This is a genomic window from Pseudomonadota bacterium (genome assembly GCA_023229365.1).
In the GTDB taxonomy this organism is placed as follows: Bacteria; Myxococcota_A; Polyangia; order JAAYKL01; family JAAYKL01; genus JALNZK01.
Window position 1 is genome coordinate 18,291 of sequence record JALNZK010000004.1, and the last position, 15,155, is coordinate 33,445.

Below are 15,155 nucleotides of genomic sequence, written 5' to 3' on the forward strand. Positions count from 1 at the left end.
GAACGAGGCGGCGATGAAGATCATCATGGACGGGCAGGAGTTGAGCGCGGCGAAGGGCGAGACGATCCTCGAGGTCGCGCGGCGCAACGGCGTCGACATCCCCACGCTGTGTCACCACAAGCTGCTCGAGGGCGTGGGGGCGTGCCGCCTGTGCATCGTCGAGATCACGCACCCGAGCTGGAAGGGCGCGACGGACCACGTGACGTCGTGCCTGTACCCGGTCGAGGAGGGGCTCGAGGTGAAGACCAAGAGCCCGAGCGTGATCCGCCGGCGCAGGACCGTGCTCGGCCTGCTCGCGGCGCGCTGCCCGGAGTCCGACGTGATCCGCAGGCTCGCCGACGCCATCGGCGGCGTCGAGGAGTACGAGCGATCCGAGGACGGCTCCAAGTGCATCATGTGCTTCCGGTGCACGCGCGTCTGCGCCGTGGTCGGCGCGCACGCCATCGCGGCGGTGAACCGGGGCACGCTGAAGGAGATCGCGACGCCGTTCCACGAGGAGTCGGAGGCGTGCATCGGCTGCGGCGCGTGCGCGGCGGTTTGCCCGACCGGCGCCATCGAGATGGAGAGCGTCCGCGTGGCGAGGCTCCGCAGCCGCCCGGCGACCGACCGGCCGTGCCGCTACAACCTCATGGGCCTGATGCCGGGCGCGCTGTGCCCGAACAACTACGACTGCGCGATCTGCGAGATCGACCAGCGGTTCTGGGAGGCGTGTCGGCCGCATCACCCGGTGTTCGCGGCGCGGGGCCTCCACATCCCGAAGGGGTGGGGGACCGGGGGGGAGGAGTAGATGGCGATGGAGAAGAACGTCTGCACGGTCGTCGGGAACGCGCGCCTCCGGCCCGCCGCGGCGGGGATGACGCTCGACGAGGCGAGGGCCGAGGCCGAGCGTTGCACCGCGTCGAGCCCGTGCCTTTACTGCGACGTCTGCCAGCTCATGTGCCCGGATCTCGCTATCACGCGTGATACCACGACGTCCGCGATCCAAATCGATCTCAACTACTGCAAGGGCTGCGGCCTCTGCGCCGTCTACTGCCCCCACGGTGCCATCTCGATGGTCGTGGACGAGTAGGGCGGGGGCTCGCCCCCGCCGGCCGATTGCAGAATCTGCAAAATTGACTAGCTTGCCGAGCCTCGGTCCAGATCATTCCGCCGACTTTCTACCGCGGAGTGAACTCCGCGGTCAGGATGCCTGCGCTCTTTCCCGAACCGGTCCCTCTTCCGGCAAGCCCGTTGGGCTTGGCCGAAGGCCATCCTGACCGCGGTCCTCCGGGCCGCGGCCTGCGGGTCGGCGAGGGCCGCATGAAAAGTGTAGCGGACCGAAGATCGCCTATTTAGCTTGTCGTCAAATTTCGACGAAAATTGACGGCATGGTAGGCAAATTTGCACCGGACATTGAGGCCGAGATTGTCGGATGGATCGGTTGGTTCTGGCTCAAGAACGGTCGGCAGCAGCTGTAGAGCTCACCGCCACGGACGAGTTGTTCCCGAGTTGTCCGAAGGTTGCATCCCCCCGTCGCCCGCGATACCGTGATTCGGCGCCGGTGAAGGCTTTGCGGCGCCGATGAGGTCGACGTTGAGGAACTGCCGGAAGTGCGGATCGCCGAACCCGGACTCGAACCAGTACTGCAACAAGTGCGGGTGCGTGCTCGACGTCGCGACGTCGCTGGTCCGGGCCCAGCCGCGGACGTTCATGCCGTTCGTCCAGCGCTTCCGCTGGCGGTGGGTGGGGTTGAGCGTGCTCGTGATCATGGGGACCGCGACGCTCGCCGCGGCCGGCGTGGGCGTCGCCGCGGCCGGGATGCTCTCGGAGGGGATGGCGACCGACTCGCTCGGCGGGATCGCCGCGAAGGCGCCCGGGCTCACGGTGATAGCCGTGGTCGCGGTGCTCGCGGCGTTCTTCATAGGCGGGCTCGCGACGTCGCGGATGTCGCGCGGCCGCACCGTGGCCGAGCCCGCGCTCGCCGCGCTCGTCGTGCTCGGGCTCCTGACCGGGGTCGGGTCGTCGGTGAGCCGGGACGCGCCGCTCGCCGGGGCGATCCTCGCGCTGCCGTGCGCGTTCACCGCCGCGCTCGGCGGGTGGCTCGGCGAGCTCGGCTCGCGGAAGGAGGGGCCGTGATTTCGAGGACCAAGGCGCTGCTCGCCGCGATCGCGCTCTGGATGGCGTGCGCCGCTGCGCCCGCCGCGGCCCTCGCCCAGGGTGAGGAGGGTGACGGCGCCGAGGAGGCCGCCGACGCGGGCGCGCCCGAGATTGCGTGGATCGAGGAGGCCGAGGACTCGTCGCCGCTCCTCGAAGAGACGCTCGAGATGTCCGGCGTCGAGTCGCAGCAGTCCAAGGCGCCGCGCTACCTCCTGCAGAAGATCGTCGTCAAGGGAAACAAGAAGACGATGCGGCGCGTGTTGATGCAGTACGTGGACATGCGCCCGGGCGAGGTGTTCTCCGCCAACGATCCGCGGCTCGAGCTCGCGCGGTACAGGCTGCTCGCGACCGGCTACTTCGAGCGGGTCAGCCTCTCGCTGAAGCGCGGCGATCGCCTCGGGTGGGCGGTGCTCGTCATCCGCGTCAAGGAGCGGAACACCATCGTCATCAAGGATCTCATGATCGGCTTCTCGGAGGTCACGCCGTACGGCAGCATCGGCGTGGCCGAAAACTCGTTCCTGGGCACCGGGATCCAGGTCTCGGGCTCGGTGGTCGGCGCGCGCGATCAGTTCGGGTACAAGCTCTCCATCGCGGACGACCACTTCCTCGGCAGCGACGTCGGGCTGCACATCGAGGGGCGCTACGCGGACGCCGTCGACTTCTTCGGGCACGAGCGGATCCGCGTGGACTCGAGCGATCGCTCCCGCGACTACGCCCTCCTGTACTACAAGCGCGCGGGCCTCCGGGCCGGCACCGGCTACACGCTGCTCCTCGACTTCAACTTCTGGCTCGACTACAGGTTCGAGTTCGTCCGCGCCGACGTGCCGGCCGCGGGATCGCACTACTCCTTCGGCGAGCGCCGCCCTATCGAGTTCGGCCACCTCGTGCCGGGCAACTCGATCCTGTCCAGCATCCTGTTCGGCGTGGCGCGGGACACGCGGGATCACCCGCTCCTCCCGTCCGAGGGATCGTTCTCGGAGCTCGGCGTGGAGCTGTCGAGCGAGGTGCTCGGCTCGAACTACGAGTTCTCGAAGTTCACCGTCACGAACGACACGCACTTCCCGCTCGGAAAGGGGCACTCGATTCGGCTCGGCCTCTTCGCCGGGTTCATCATGGGCGACGCGCCGTTCTACAACCAGTTCTTCGTCGGCGACTTCTCGTCGTTCGTGCCGACGCGGCTCCTCGAGCTCAACTTCTCGCACCTGCAGCCGCGGCTGCTCGACACGTCGGTCCAGGAGATGCGGTACGAGGATCTCGCGGGGGCCGTCACTCTCGAGTACTCGATCCCGTTCTACCGGGGCCAGGGCATGGTCTACGGCGTCAACGGGTTCTTGAACTTCGGCGTCTTCGCGCTCGCCTCCCGCGAGGATCTGCGCACGGATCCCCAAGGGTACCAGGGCTACGAGGTCGTGCCGATGGATCTCACGGCCAACCTCGGCGTGAAGATCGACACGCGCATCGGCGTGTTCATGGTCTCGGTCGCCAACCTGTTCCGGCTGATCCCGAAGGTCGGAGAGGAGATGGCGAAGTGATCGCGCGCGGGCGCAGACGGTCGGCCTGGATCGCCGTCGCGGCGCTCGCGGCGGCCCTCCTCGTCGCGGCCCCCGATCTCCTCGCGGAGGGCACCGAAGGCGCGATCGCGACGCGGCGCGTCGGGCTGCTCATCTCCCGCGACGTTTTGCACACGACGGTCGGCTACCGGGACGTGTTCTCCCCGGCGGTGCGCAAGAAGATGACCTCCGGCCTGCCGACCCGGCTGCTCGTCCACGTGGCGGTCGAGCGGGAGAAGGGCGGCACGCCGGCGGTCTATTGGGCGCGCTCCGCGGAGCTCGTCTACGATCTCTGGGAGGAGAACTACGCGGTCACGCTCGCGGACGTGCAGGGCAAGAGGCACACGCGCGTCGCGAACATCGAACAGGCGATAGACGCGGCGGGCGTTCTGTGGCGCGCGCCGGTGGCGGACACCGCGATCCTCAAGCCGGGGACATACCGGCTCCGCGTGCTCGCGGAGGTCAACCCGGTGTCCGAGGAGATGGTGCGCAACATCCAGCGCTGGATCACCCGGCCGAAGGGCGGGCGCGGCGAGAGCGAGGCGCGCTCGAACTTCTTCGGCGCGTTCGTCGGACACTTCGTCGATCGCAGCATCGGGCAGGCGGAGCGCGTCGTCGCGTTCGTGTCCCAGTGGTTCAAGCTGGGGCAGCCATGATCCGGCGCCTCGACGTCAAGATCGTCTTCACGCTGCTCGTCACCACGCTCATCCCGCTCTCGATCTCAATCTACCTCGTCGGCGAGGCGGTCGACACGTCGCTCGGAGTCGGCCTGAACCCGGCGATCTCGGGGCAGATGGAGCGCGGGCTCGAGATCCACCGCCAGTACATCGAGGCGGTCAAGGGGCAGCAGCGGCTCCGGCTGGAGCAGCTCGCGGACTCGTCGAGCCTGCGCGCCGCCGTGGACACCCGGGACGACGCGCAGGTGGTCGCGTCGCTCGAAAGGAGCCTCGCCGCGGACGCGTCGCTGCGGGAGCTTAGGCTCGTCGGGCCGGGATCGTACGAGGTGAAGGCCGAGGCGCTGCCGCCGCCGGACGCGGACGAGGAGAAGCTCGTGACGCGGAGCGTCGAGGTCGAGCTGGGGCCGTACACGTCGATCGAGGCGGTGTTCGGCGTGGACGCGTCGCTCGTCGAGAGCTACACCGCCGCGGGCAAGGACGCGGCGACCTACGCGGCGCTCGTCCGGGCGCCGCCCAGCTACCTGAACCGGCGCGTCATCTTCGTCTACATCGCGATCCTCGGTGTGATCGTCGCGGCCAGCATCGCCGTGGGCGTGCTCTGGACGCGGGTGCTCGCGCGCCGCATCCACCGCCTGAGCGCCGCGACGGCGCAGGTCGCGCGCGGCGACCTCACGGTGCGGGTCGATCCGGGCTCGGGCGACGAGGTCGGCGAGCTCGTGGAGTCGTTCAACGGCATGGTCGCCGAGCTCGGCGCGAGCCGCACGCGCATCGAGTACCTGCAGAAGATCTCCGCGTGGCAGGAGATGGCGCGCCGCCTCGCCCACGAGATCAAGAACCCGCTGACGCCCATCCACCTCGCAGCGCAGCAGCTCAGGGAGAAGTACTCGGGCGACGACCCGGCGTTCGCGCGGCTGCTCGAGCAGTCCACCGAGATCATCGAGGAGGAGGTCGCGACGCTCAGGCGCCTGACCTCCGACTTCACGGCGTTCGCGCGCCTGCCCGAGGTCCGGCCGCAGCTCGTCGACCTGCGCGAGTTCCTCGAGGAGTGCGAGCAGTCGCTCAGGCACCTGGGCGAGCAGGGCGTGTCCGTCGTGTGGGAGATACCGACCGATCCCATTCCGGTGCTGATCGACCGCATGATGATGAGGCGCGTGATCGACAACCTGACGCGCAACGCGGCCGAGGCGCTCGTCGGCACCGAGGTCGCGGGGCCGCGGATCCGGATCTCCGCGGCCCGTACCGGCGGCCAGAAGCACCCGGAGGTCGAGCTCCGGGTAGCGGACAACGGCCCCGGCATCCAGCCCGAGCACCACCCGTCGATCTTCGATCCGTACTTCACGACCAAGAGCGAGGGCACGGGGCTCGGGCTCGCCATCTGCAAGAAGATCGTCCTCGAGCACGGCGGCCGCATCTGGGTCGACGAGGGCGCGGCGCAGGGGGCCGTGTTCGTCGTCGTGATCCCGATCGCGGGGTGATTCGGGCGATCAACCGATCAGCGCGCAGACGAGGAGCAGGCCGGACACGACGTTGAACGCGAACAGGGCGGTCGCGGTCAGGTTGCAGGCGGTGTGGAGCCGGCGCGTGGCGGGCGTCCCCTTCCCGCCGGCGAGGCGCAGCCCGGCGAAGCCACCCAAGGCGAACAGCAACCCCACGCCGCAGCCGGCAGCGAAGTGCGGCGCCGCGCCGATGGAGAAGCCGTCCAGCGCCCAGATGGCGAGCCCGAAGCAGAGCCCCGCGAGAGCGCACGGCACGTAGATCTTTCCCTTGAGGACGTGTCGCCGCCGGACGAACGATCCCGGGAACCGCGGAAGGATCTTCCTCTTTTCGAAGAACCGCTTCAGGCCGGACAGCGCCATGGCGATCCCCAGCGCGAGGAAAACGGCGAGCATGAGAGCGCCGTGGGCGATCGGGAGGAAGCGGGCCCCCCCCCTCTCCTGCGCCTCCGACGCCGTCTGGCGCTCCACCGCGGCGGCGAGGCTGTCGAGATCCTGGGCGGACAGGAGCGCCGTGATCGCCGCTCCTTCCGGCTCCGATATCCATCCGGGCTTGCGGCCCCGCATGTCCTCTATCACCGCGGCGCGATCCTCGAGGGGCAGTCCCGGGAACTCGTCGAACGTCTCGTCGAGTCCGTGGCACAGGCCGCACTTGACGCGCAGCAGCCGCACGTCTCCGTCGTCGAACGCCGCCTCGGCCCGGATGGCCGCCGCCGAAAGGCAGAGCGCTGCCGCGATGGCGAGCGATGCGAGAGTCCGGTTCATCCTTCCTTCGCCTTCTTCCGGCCGCGCTTCGGCACGTCGTGGGGCTCGATGAAGCAGCTGCGCACGGTGGGCACGGCGTCCTTGATCGCCTCCTCCACCCGGAGGATCAGGTGCTCCACCTCGTCGGCGGAGAGCCCGTCCTCGAAGTCGGCCTCGATCCCGACGAGGATCTGGCTCGCGCCGAGCTGGAGCGTCGCGACGCGGCTCACCTTGCCTATGCCCGGGATCCCGGACAGCGCCTCGCGGATGCGGCGCTGATCCTCGGCGGAGGCCGCCTCGCCGATGAGCAGGCCCTTGGTCTTGCGCGCGAGCAGGAACGCGACGCACGCGAGCAGCAGGCCGATGCCGATCGAGCTCACGCCGTCGAACACCGGCAGCCCCGTGATCTCGGCGAGCGCCACGCCGACGAGGGCGATCGTGAGCCCGCACAGCGCGGCCGTGTCCTCGAGCAGCACGACCGCGACGGTCGCGTCCTTGGTCGCGCGGAGCGCGCCGAAGTTGGAGAGCCCCCGGGGCCTCTTCTTCTTGAACTCGCGGTACGCCACGGAGAACGAGAACGCCTCGATGGCGAGGGAGACGCCGAGGATGGCGTAGATGAGGTACGTCCGCTCGAGCGGGTGGGGCTCGAGGATCTTCTCGACGCCCTCGTAGATCGACACGACCGCGCCGACGAAGAACAGCATGAGCGCCACGACGAACGACCAGAAGTACTGCTCGAGACCGTAGCCGAACGGGTGCGCGTCGTCCGCCGGCCGCTCGCTCCTCTTGAGGCCGACGAGGAGGAACACCTGGTTCGTCGTGTCCGCGAGCGAGTGGACCGCCTCGGCGAGCATCGCCGCGCTCAAAGTCAGGAACGCGACCGCGAACTTGATCGCCGCGATCCCCGCGTTCGCGCCGAGCGCCGCGACCACGACCTTCGTGGTGCCGGATTTCATGGGAGATTCGTTAACACGGACGCGAACGGCCGTACAACCGGGCCGGCGCCGTGCGGCGCCAGGGCATCTTGACATCACAACGTTGTGACGTCACAATGCTTTCGTGAGGCGAGGTGCGCCATGGAAGGGCCGACCCAGCGAACGACGATCTACCTCGAGCCGAAGCTGCACAAGGCGCTCCGGCTCAAGGCGATCGAGACGTCCCAGTCCGTGTCGGAGATCGTAAACAACGCGATCCTGCAGGCGCTCGCCGAGGACGCGGACGACCTCGCGGCGTTCGAGGCACGCGCGGCCGAGCCGGAGATCTCGTTCGAGAAAGCGCTCAAGGAACTCCGGAAGAATGGGCGCCTATAAGGTCTTCTTCAAGAGGTCCGCGCTCAAGGAGCTCGAGGCGATCCCGAAGAAGGATCTCAAGCGGATCCTCGCGGCGATCGAGGCGCTCTCGGTGGACCCGCGGCCGCCGCAGTCGAGGAAGCTCGCCGCCGGCGAGAAGTACCGCCTGCGCCAGGGCGTCTACCGCGTGCTGTACACCATCGAGGACGACAAGCTCGTCGTCTGCGTCGTGCGCGTCGCGCATCGGCGCGAGGCGTATCGGTAGGAGGGGGTCGGGCTCAGCCCTTCCCGGGCTCGGGTGTCGCATTCTCCTCCGGCGCGATCGGGTGCTTCGTCCGCCGCAGGCTGCTGCGACCTTGGTGTGGCACGCGCGCGGCGGGATCGCTGTAAGGGCGGCGCCGATACCCCTTCCTCTCCGGATCGGCGGCGCAGCGGATCTGGATGTCCTGCATGCGCGCGAAGAGATCGAGCAGCTGCTCCGGATTCGGGTAGCGGTCGAGGCCTGCGCGCGCGAGGGCGACGAGCAGCTCGTGGGTCGCCTCCAGCGTCGAGAGGCATCCCAGGTGCGGCTGCTGCTTGATCACGAAGCGGCTCGGGGTCGACGGCGTGAGCATGGCGCGCGGCAGCTGTTGCAGGCTCGGGCTCAGGCGGAGCATCTTCCGCGCAAGGGGCCACGTCGCGTCGAGGAGGAAAACCAGTAGCTGCCGCCCGCCCAGATCGTCCACCGGCGGGTCGCCTTGGGAGAGGTTTCGCGCGCCCGGGCCCGGGTAGAGCAGCACCGCGGCGTAAAGGGGATCGCGGATCAGCGCCTGCACCGCCGCGTCCTCGTCGAAGCCCACGCCGACGCGGATCTCGCTGTTCGAGAGGCAGAGGTGCGTGAGGCGGCCCGTGCCGGCCTTCACCCGCTTGAACTCCTTGGGGTGCATCAGGAATTCGAAGCGCGTCGCCGTCTCCATCGGCTGGATGGAGCCGCACCAGCACAGCGGCTTCGGCCAGAAACAGCGGTAGCACATCTCGCGGGTCATGGCGGCACGACGAGAGTGACCGCCGCGGCCGGAGTTGTCCACGCCTTTACACGGGCGCGGTTCCCCCGTACCTTAGTGCGTCCTTTCCGACGAGAGGAGCGCACCATGATCTCGGCCAAGATCGAGCAGGCGATAGGCATCCTCCAGGAGCTCGACGTCGACGCGTGGATGATCTTCGCGCGCGAGTCGGCGACCGTGCACGACCCGTGCATCGACCTCGTGGTCGGCGGCAACGTGACCTGGGCGTCGGCGTTCATCCTGACGCGGAAGGGCGACAGGATCGCGGTGCTCGGCTCCCTCGACAAGGCCGCGCACGAGCTGCTCGGCCACTACAAGGAGATCGTGCCGTACGTGCAGGGCGTGAGCGGGCCGCTCGTCGAGGTGCTCAAGCGCGTCGATCCGAAGAAGATCGCGATCGACTTCTCCCTCGACGACGAGATGTCCGACGGCCTGACGCACGGCCAGTTCCTGCTCCTCCAGAAGATCCTCGAGGGCACGCCGTACGGCGCGCGGCTGGTGTCGGCCGACGGGATCGTCTCGCGGCTCCGGTCGCGCAAGACGGCGCCCGAGCTCGCCCGCATCGAGCGCGCCTGCGCCGAGACGGTCGACCTGTTCGCGCAGCTCGACAGGCGGCTCGAGACCGGCCTCACGGAGAGGCAGATCGCCGCGATCATGGTCGAGATCATGGAGGAGAAGGGGCTCGAGCGCGCGTGGGACGCGGACCACTGCCCGGCCGTGTTCACCGGCCCGGAGTCGGCGGGCGCGCACGCCGGGCCGACGGATCGGGTCATGGAGCCCGGCCACCTCATGAACGTCGACTTCGGCATGCGGTTCGAGGGGTACTGCTCGGACCTGCAGCGCACCTGGTACTGCCTCCGCCCGGGCGAGAAGGCGCCGCCCGCGATCGTGCAGAAGGGGTTCCATGCCGTTCGCGACGCGATCCGCAAGGCGGGCGAATTCATGAAGCCGGGCGTCCGTGGCGTGGAGGTGGACGCGGTGGCGCGCGGCCACATCACGGGGCTGGGATTCGAGGAGTACCCGCACGCGCTCGGCCACCAGATCGGGCGCGCGGCGCACGACGGCGCCGGGCTGCTCTGCCCGCGCTGGGAGCGGTACGGCACCAAGCCGGACGCGATCGTCGAGGCCGGGCAGTGCTATACGATCGAACCGCGCGTCAACGTGAAGGATCACGGCGTGGCCACCATGGAGGAGATCGTCGTCGTCACCGAGGACGGCGTCAGGTATCTATCGAAGCCGCAGACCGAGATCATGCTCATCGGGCGCTGACCCGAGGTCAAGGAGAGAAGCATGGGTGAGTTGAACGCTCCGACCAAACGAACCAAGATCCTGCCCGAGAACGCGTACACCAAGCTCAAGCCGGGCGAGGTGTACGTGCCGATCGTCCCGGCCGAGGACACGCGCGCCGAGGTGACGAAGTGGTCCGTCAGCTTGGGCCTCATCATGGTCGTCATCTTCTCGGCCGCTTGCATCTACATGGCGCTGCGCGCCGGCAACGCGATCGAGGCGGCGATCCCGATCGCGATCCTCGCGATCTTCTTCGGCAAGCTGCGCAAGGTGCGCAGCACGATCCTCGAGAACGTGATCGTGCAGTCGATCGGCCAGGCCTCGGGCGTGGTGGCGGCCGGCGCCGCGTTCCTGGTGCCCGCGATCTACATCAACAACCTGGTGCCGGAGTGGTGGCAGATCTTCCTCGCGTGCTTCATCGGCGGCGCGCTCGGCGTGGCGCTCATCATCCCGCTGCGCAAGTACTTCGTGCGGGATCTGCACGGCGAGCTGCCGTTCCCGGAGGCGACCGCGATCAACGAGATCCTGTGCTCCGGCGAGTCGGCCGGCGCGACCGCGGGCAAGGTGCTGATCATCGCGTTCCTCATGGGCGGCGCCTACGACTTCGTCGTCGAGGGGTTGAACCTGTGGCCGTCCGCGATCTCGTCGACGGCCGTGCTCGGCGGCGCGGGCGAGGCGATGGCCGGCGCGCGGTTCGAGATCACCATCTTCGGCCTCGCGGCGCTGTTCGGCCTCGGCTACATCATCGGCCTCAAGTACGCGTCGATCATCGCGGCCGGCTCGGTGCTCGCGATGCTGCTCATCGTGCCGCTCATCTACGTGTTCGGCTCGCAGCTCACCGCGTTCGACTTCGCGGGCGCGACCCACGACGTCTCGCAGATGGGCGCGGGCAAGATCTTCGCGACGTTCGTCAAGCCGATCGGCATCGGCGCGATCGCGATCTCCGGGCTCATCGGCATCATCCGCATGGGCAAGATCGTCGTCGGCTCGGTGTCGCTCGGCTTCAAGGGGCTCAAGAAGGGCGCCGTGTCGGCCGACGAACCGCGCACCCAGACCGACATGAACCCCAAGAACGTGCTGCTCATCCAGCTCGGCATGGCGCTCCTGTTCGCGGTGCTGTTCTTCGTCGTCGCGATGATCACCGACAAGGAGCCGGGGATCACGTACTCGGGGGGCGAGGCTTTGCTCTACGCCGTGGTCGGCGCGGTCGTCGGCTTCCTCCTGTCGTTCCTGTTCACGCCGGTCGCGGCGCAGGCGATCGCGATCGTGGGCGTCAACCCGGTGTCCGGCATGACGCTCATCACGGTCGTCATCACCATCGCGATCCTCGTGGCGTTCGGGCTCAAGGGCGCGGGCGGCATGTTCGTGGCGCTCATCGTGGGCACCGCGGTGTGCACCGCGCTCTCGACGTCGGGCGCGCTCATCTCGGACTTCAAGATCGGCTACTGGATCGGCGCCACGCCGCGCCAGCAGCAGAGGTGGAAGTTCCTCGGGCTCGCGGTCGCGGCGCTCGTGGTCGCCTTCGTCATCCCGGTGATGGACAAGGGCTACGGCTTCGTGAAGAAGGACGAGTCCGGCGCGCCGATGAAGGACGAGATGGGCAACCTCGTCTCCAACACGGATCAGCTCCCGGCGCCGCAGGCGAACATGATCGCCGCGGTGAGCCGCGGCCTGCTCGACGATCCGGCCAAGCAGCCGTGGCTCCTGTACGGGCTCGGCGCCATCATGGCGATCATCCTGTACATGGCCGGCGTGCCGATGCTCGCGTTCGCGCTCGGCATGTACCTGCCGTTCGGCATCAACATGGCTGTCTTGTTCGGGGCGTTCACCGCCTGGATCGTGTCGAAGACCGGCGGCTCGGATCGGGTCCGCCAGGCGCGCGCCGAGCAGGGCACGCTGATCGCCTCGGGGCTCATGGCCGGCGCCGCGATCTTCGGCATCATCACGGCCGTGCTCCGGCTCCCGGACATCGGCGCGCCGATCCAGCACATCAGCCTCGGCCTGGGCCTGAAGCTCGAGGGCGCGGGGCTCGCGGAGATGCCGCCCCAGAACGCGTTCCAGACGTTCTACGCCGAGAACGGCCAGATCCTCTCCCTCGTCATGCTCTGCGCGCTCGCGCTCGCCTGCTTCCTGCTCGCCATGTGGGGCGCGAAGAAGACGATCCGCGAAGAGGACTCCCAGCAGTAGGATCAGCCGGAGTAGACCCGTCCCCGAGCCGCTCGTAACCCATCCCCTGGCCCCTTCCCCGCGGGGGAAGGGGGACAACTCAATTGGGAACGAGCCGTGCTTTTCATCCGAACGTTCCATTCTCATTCCCCCTTCCCGTTTCGGGAAGGGGGCTGGGGGGATAGGTTTCGAAGGGGGCTGGGGGGATAGGTCTCGAAAGGGGCCGGGGGGGATAGGTTTCGAAGGGGTCCGGGAAAAGGGTCACGCCGCCTTCTTCGGCAGCCCCTTCATGAAAAGCACGAACGCGGCCGGCGCGAACAGCGTCGCGACGGACAGGCAGGCCACCTCGCCGAGGACGGCGAGCGTGGCGAAGCTGTTGATCGCGCCGTTGATCGAGAACCACATGGCGCCGAAGCCCAGGATCGTCGTGGCGCTCGTGATCATCACCGCCCCGCCCGTGGAGCGGAGCACCCTGTCGATGGAACCCGGCCCCTCCTGCTTGAAGCGCGAGTAGAGGTTCACCGTGTAGTCCACGCCGATGCCGAAGCTGATCGGGATGGCGATATAGTTGAGGAAGTTGATCTTCTGATTGAGCGCCACCGCGGCCCCCATCATCAGGAGCACCCCCGTGATCATCGCCGCCGCGAGGACGAAGACGTCGCGCTTGTTCCTGTACACCACGACGAGGAGCACCATCACGGCCGAGAACGCGATCAGTGTGGCCCACGGCCCCTCGGTCTGCACGTGGCGGATCATGTCGTTGAAGATCACGACCTTGCCGCTGGAGCGGATGATCTTCCCGTCGGCGAGCTTCACCTCGCGGATGATGCGCGAGAAGCGGAAGATCGACGGGCCGTCCCAGACGCTGCCGGTCATGTCGACGTACATGAGCGTGCCGCGCGTGCCGTCGAGCTCCACGTACGGCCGGAGCATCTCCTCGGGCAGGTTGTCGATCGTGATAGGCTTGAGATCTTCGGGCGGGGTGAGCTGCTCGATCTCCACCTTGTCCTCTTTGTTGAGCGTCTTCCACACGCGGTTCTGGATCAGCTCGCGGATCTCGCCGAGGAGCGCGATCCGCTTCTCCTGCTCCTCGACCGAGGCCGGGAGGAAGTCGTGCACCGAGCGGATCGCCTTGATGGCGCGGTCCTTCTTCTTCGGGGCGGTCTTCATGTACGGGGAGAGCGCCTTCTCGATCTTCGGCACCTGGTCGACGTCGTCCGCGAGGAAGATGTGCGGCGAGCTGCGCTGGCCGAGGATCTGCTCCGCGTCGTTGCTGCGCTTCCCCGACCCCTCCTTCGCCGCGACCTGGTTGCGCAGCTTGCGGAAGTCGTACTCGAACGGATCGCGCAGGAAGAAGACGAGCGACACGATCGACGCGATCGTGAGGACGACCCCGGTCCAGAACACCTTGCGCGGGTGGCGCGTCACGATCCACGCCGAGGCCGCAGAGAAGATGCGCCCTTGCTCGTGCTTCTCCTTGGACAGCGCCTTGAACGGGAAGTGGCGCTCCATGAGCACGGTGAGCGCCGGCGCCACGGTCAGGGCGTACACGAGGCATATGACCATGCCGACGCCGCCTATGAAGCCGAACTGGTTGAACCCCTTGAACTGCGTGGCCATGAGCGACGCGTACGCCGTGCCCGCCGCGAGCGCCGCCGTGGAGACCGAGAGGATCGTGCCGCTTAGGGTGCGCGCGAGCCGGTCGGTGATCTCCCCGCCTTTCGTGCGCTCCTCCATGAAGCGCGCCAGGAAGTATATCCCGAAGTTGATCCCGTTGCCGGCCACGATCGCCGCGAGGAACGCGGTCGCCTGGGTGAGGTAGCCGATGCGCAGGTAGACGATCCCGAACGTCGTCAGGAGGGCGCCTATCAGGTTGATCGTCATGATGATCAGCAGCTTGAACGAGCGGAAGTAGAGGAACACGGATAGCAGGATGAGGACGGTGCAGAGGTTGGAGACCACGAGGATGTCGTTCGTCAGCGCCTTGTACTCCTCGGGGAGGTCCTTCAGCTCGCCGGCGAGCTCCGCCTCGATGCTCGGATCGAACTTCTTCGGATCGAGCGCCGCGATCTCGGCTTCGACCTTCTTCGTGAACCGCTCCGCGAACTTGACGCCCGTGTTGCTGCCCGGCGTCTTGATCACGATGACGAGCATCGTGCCGTCCGCGTTGGTCAGGTAGCCGTCGAGGTACTTGTCGAACTTGTCGAGCTTGTCCTCGTACTCCGCCCGCTTCGCCTTGAAATCGAACGCGGGCTTCTTCTCCCTCTTCTCATCCGAGTCCGACGACAGGTCGACGAAGAACGGGTTCGCCTTGGCGATCTCCTCGTCGACGCGCGCCTGCACCTCGTCCCTGAGCTTGGTCAGCTCGTCGGTCTCGACGTACAGGAACTTGTTCTTGTCGAAGAAGGCCTTCTGCGTGTCGACCTTGTACTCGATGTAGAGGACCTCTTCCGGCGGGTAGGCCCTCATCTTCGAGACCAGGGCGTCGGCGAACCGCTCCATCGCGGGGAGGTTCTTGCCCGCGACCTGGACCATGAGCGTGCCGCGTCCGCCGATCCGCTTGTTGATCGACTTGAGGTCCCGCACCGCGGGCGACTGGTCCGGGAGGAGGTCGGCGAAGTTCGAGTGGATCCCGATCTTGGTCGTCAAGAAGCCGCCGGCGGCGGAGAGCGCGAGCCCGATCGCGACCACGAGCCACGGGTGCCTGCAGATGAGCGCGGCGAGGCGCACCGAGAATCGGTTGATCATGCTGCGCTCTTATCATGAACCC

The 15,155-nt window shown here is 67.9% G+C and carries 14 protein-coding genes; 10 read left to right on the forward strand and 4 right to left on the reverse strand.

Annotation, left to right across the window (positions count from 1 at the left end; translation table 11 throughout):
* The first annotated feature begins 13 nt into the window (after positions 1 to 13).
* The 6 genes from M0R80_04515 (at position 14) to M0R80_04540 (ending at position 5,838) form a co-directional block, all read left to right on the forward strand.
* Positions 14 to 787, forward strand: a complete 774-nt coding sequence (locus M0R80_04515) for a 2Fe-2S iron-sulfur cluster-binding protein (GenBank protein MCK9458881.1) — start codon at positions 14 to 16, stop codon at positions 785 to 787.
* The gene (locus M0R80_04520; protein ID MCK9458882.1) at positions 788 to 1,069 is read left to right on the forward strand and encodes a 4Fe-4S binding protein; all 282 of its coding nucleotides are present in this window, start codon (positions 788 to 790) and stop codon (positions 1,067 to 1,069) included.
* A gap of 503 nt (positions 1,070 to 1,572) precedes the next feature.
* Positions 1,573 to 2,115, forward strand: coding sequence for a zinc ribbon domain-containing protein (locus M0R80_04525; GenBank protein ID MCK9458883.1), 543 nt, complete (start codon positions 1,573 to 1,575; stop codon positions 2,113 to 2,115).
* Positions 2,112 to 3,668, forward strand: a complete 1,557-nt coding sequence (locus M0R80_04530) for a BamA/TamA family outer membrane protein (GenBank protein MCK9458884.1) — start codon at positions 2,112 to 2,114, stop codon at positions 3,666 to 3,668. Before M0R80_04525 ends, M0R80_04530 begins: the two co-directional genes overlap by 4 nt.
* Positions 3,665 to 4,342, forward strand: coding sequence for a hypothetical protein (locus tag M0R80_04535; protein MCK9458885.1), 678 nt, complete (start codon positions 3,665 to 3,667; stop codon positions 4,340 to 4,342). The genes M0R80_04530 and M0R80_04535 overlap by 4 nt, the downstream gene beginning before the upstream one ends.
* Positions 4,339 to 5,838 carry an ATP-binding protein gene (locus tag M0R80_04540; GenBank protein MCK9458886.1) on the forward strand — a complete coding sequence of 500 codons (1,500 nt, stop codon included), beginning with the start codon at positions 4,339 to 4,341 and terminating at the stop codon, positions 5,836 to 5,838. Before M0R80_04535 ends, M0R80_04540 begins: the two co-directional genes overlap by 4 nt.
* Before the next feature lie 9 nt (positions 5,839 to 5,847).
* Here M0R80_04540 and M0R80_04545 read toward each other — a convergent pair whose 3' ends face one another.
* Together M0R80_04545 and M0R80_04550 are read right to left on the reverse strand one after the other, a co-directional pair.
* Positions 5,848 to 6,621 carry a DUF4079 family protein gene (locus tag M0R80_04545; GenBank protein ID MCK9458887.1) on the reverse strand — a complete coding sequence of 258 codons (774 nt, stop codon included), beginning with the start codon at positions 6,619 to 6,621 and terminating at the stop codon, positions 5,848 to 5,850.
* On the reverse strand, positions 6,618 to 7,556 hold the full coding sequence (locus M0R80_04550) for a cation diffusion facilitator family transporter (protein MCK9458888.1): 939 nt from the start codon (positions 7,554 to 7,556) through the stop codon (positions 6,618 to 6,620). The genes M0R80_04545 and M0R80_04550 overlap by 4 nt, the downstream gene beginning before the upstream one ends.
* A gap of 120 nt (positions 7,557 to 7,676) precedes the next feature.
* Between M0R80_04550 and M0R80_04555 the strand changes: the two genes are divergently transcribed.
* Positions 7,677 to 7,910: a ribbon-helix-helix protein, CopG family gene (locus M0R80_04555; GenBank protein ID MCK9458889.1), complete on the forward strand. Its 234-nt coding sequence runs from the start codon at positions 7,677 to 7,679 to the stop codon at positions 7,908 to 7,910.
* Positions 7,897 to 8,154, forward strand: coding sequence for a type II toxin-antitoxin system RelE/ParE family toxin (locus tag M0R80_04560; protein MCK9458890.1), 258 nt, complete (start codon positions 7,897 to 7,899; stop codon positions 8,152 to 8,154). The genes M0R80_04555 and M0R80_04560 overlap by 14 nt, the downstream gene beginning before the upstream one ends.
* A gap of 13 nt (positions 8,155 to 8,167) precedes the next feature.
* Here M0R80_04560 and M0R80_04565 read toward each other — a convergent pair whose 3' ends face one another.
* Positions 8,168 to 8,914 carry a DTW domain-containing protein gene (locus M0R80_04565; protein MCK9458891.1) on the reverse strand — a complete coding sequence of 249 codons (747 nt, stop codon included), beginning with the start codon at positions 8,912 to 8,914 and terminating at the stop codon, positions 8,168 to 8,170.
* A gap of 105 nt (positions 8,915 to 9,019) precedes the next feature.
* Between M0R80_04565 and M0R80_04570 the strand changes: the two genes are divergently transcribed.
* Together M0R80_04570 and M0R80_04575 are read left to right on the forward strand one after the other, a co-directional pair.
* Positions 9,020 to 10,201: a M24 family metallopeptidase gene (locus M0R80_04570; protein ID MCK9458892.1), complete on the forward strand. Its 1,182-nt coding sequence runs from the start codon at positions 9,020 to 9,022 to the stop codon at positions 10,199 to 10,201.
* Positions 10,202 to 10,222: 21 nt separating this feature from the next.
* Positions 10,223 to 12,406 (forward strand): oligopeptide transporter, OPT family, encoded by a 2,184-nt coding sequence (locus M0R80_04575; protein ID MCK9458893.1) that lies wholly within the window; start codon positions 10,223 to 10,225, stop codon positions 12,404 to 12,406.
* A 240-nt stretch (positions 12,407 to 12,646) separates the two neighbouring features.
* On the opposite strand, the gene M0R80_04580 is transcribed toward M0R80_04575, so the two are convergent.
* Entirely contained in the window at positions 12,647 to 15,133 is a 2,487-nt protein-coding gene (locus M0R80_04580) for an MMPL family transporter (GenBank protein ID MCK9458894.1), read from the reverse strand.
* Between the last annotated feature and the right edge of the window lie 22 nt (positions 15,134 to 15,155).

Bases quoted from the DNA above. Each gene is read 5' to 3' on its own strand.
- M0R80_04515 (MCK9458881.1), top strand. From the start codon at position 14: ATGAAGATCATCATGGACGGGCAGGAGTTGAGCGCGGCGAAGGGCGAG.
- M0R80_04520 (MCK9458882.1), top strand. From the start codon at position 788: ATGGCGATGGAGAAGAACGTCTGCACGGTCGTCGGGAACGCGCGCCTC.
- M0R80_04540 (MCK9458886.1), top strand. From the start codon at position 4,339: ATGATCCGGCGCCTCGACGTCAAGATCGTCTTCACGCTGCTCGTCACC.
- M0R80_04545 (MCK9458887.1), bottom strand. From the start codon at position 6,621: ATGAACCGGACTCTCGCATCGCTCGCCATCGCGGCAGCGCTCTGCCTT.
- M0R80_04550 (MCK9458888.1), bottom strand. From the start codon at position 7,556: ATGAAATCCGGCACCACGAAGGTCGTGGTCGCGGCGCTCGGCGCGAAC.
- M0R80_04555 (MCK9458889.1), top strand. From the start codon at position 7,677: ATGGAAGGGCCGACCCAGCGAACGACGATCTACCTCGAGCCGAAGCTG.
- M0R80_04560 (MCK9458890.1), top strand. From the start codon at position 7,897: ATGGGCGCCTATAAGGTCTTCTTCAAGAGGTCCGCGCTCAAGGAGCTC.
- M0R80_04565 (MCK9458891.1), bottom strand. From the start codon at position 8,914: ATGACCCGCGAGATGTGCTACCGCTGTTTCTGGCCGAAGCCGCTGTGC.
- M0R80_04570 (MCK9458892.1), top strand. From the start codon at position 9,020: ATGATCTCGGCCAAGATCGAGCAGGCGATAGGCATCCTCCAGGAGCTC.
- M0R80_04575 (MCK9458893.1), top strand. From the start codon at position 10,223: ATGGGTGAGTTGAACGCTCCGACCAAACGAACCAAGATCCTGCCCGAG.
- M0R80_04580 (MCK9458894.1), bottom strand. From the start codon at position 15,133: ATGATCAACCGATTCTCGGTGCGCCTCGCCGCGCTCATCTGCAGGCAC.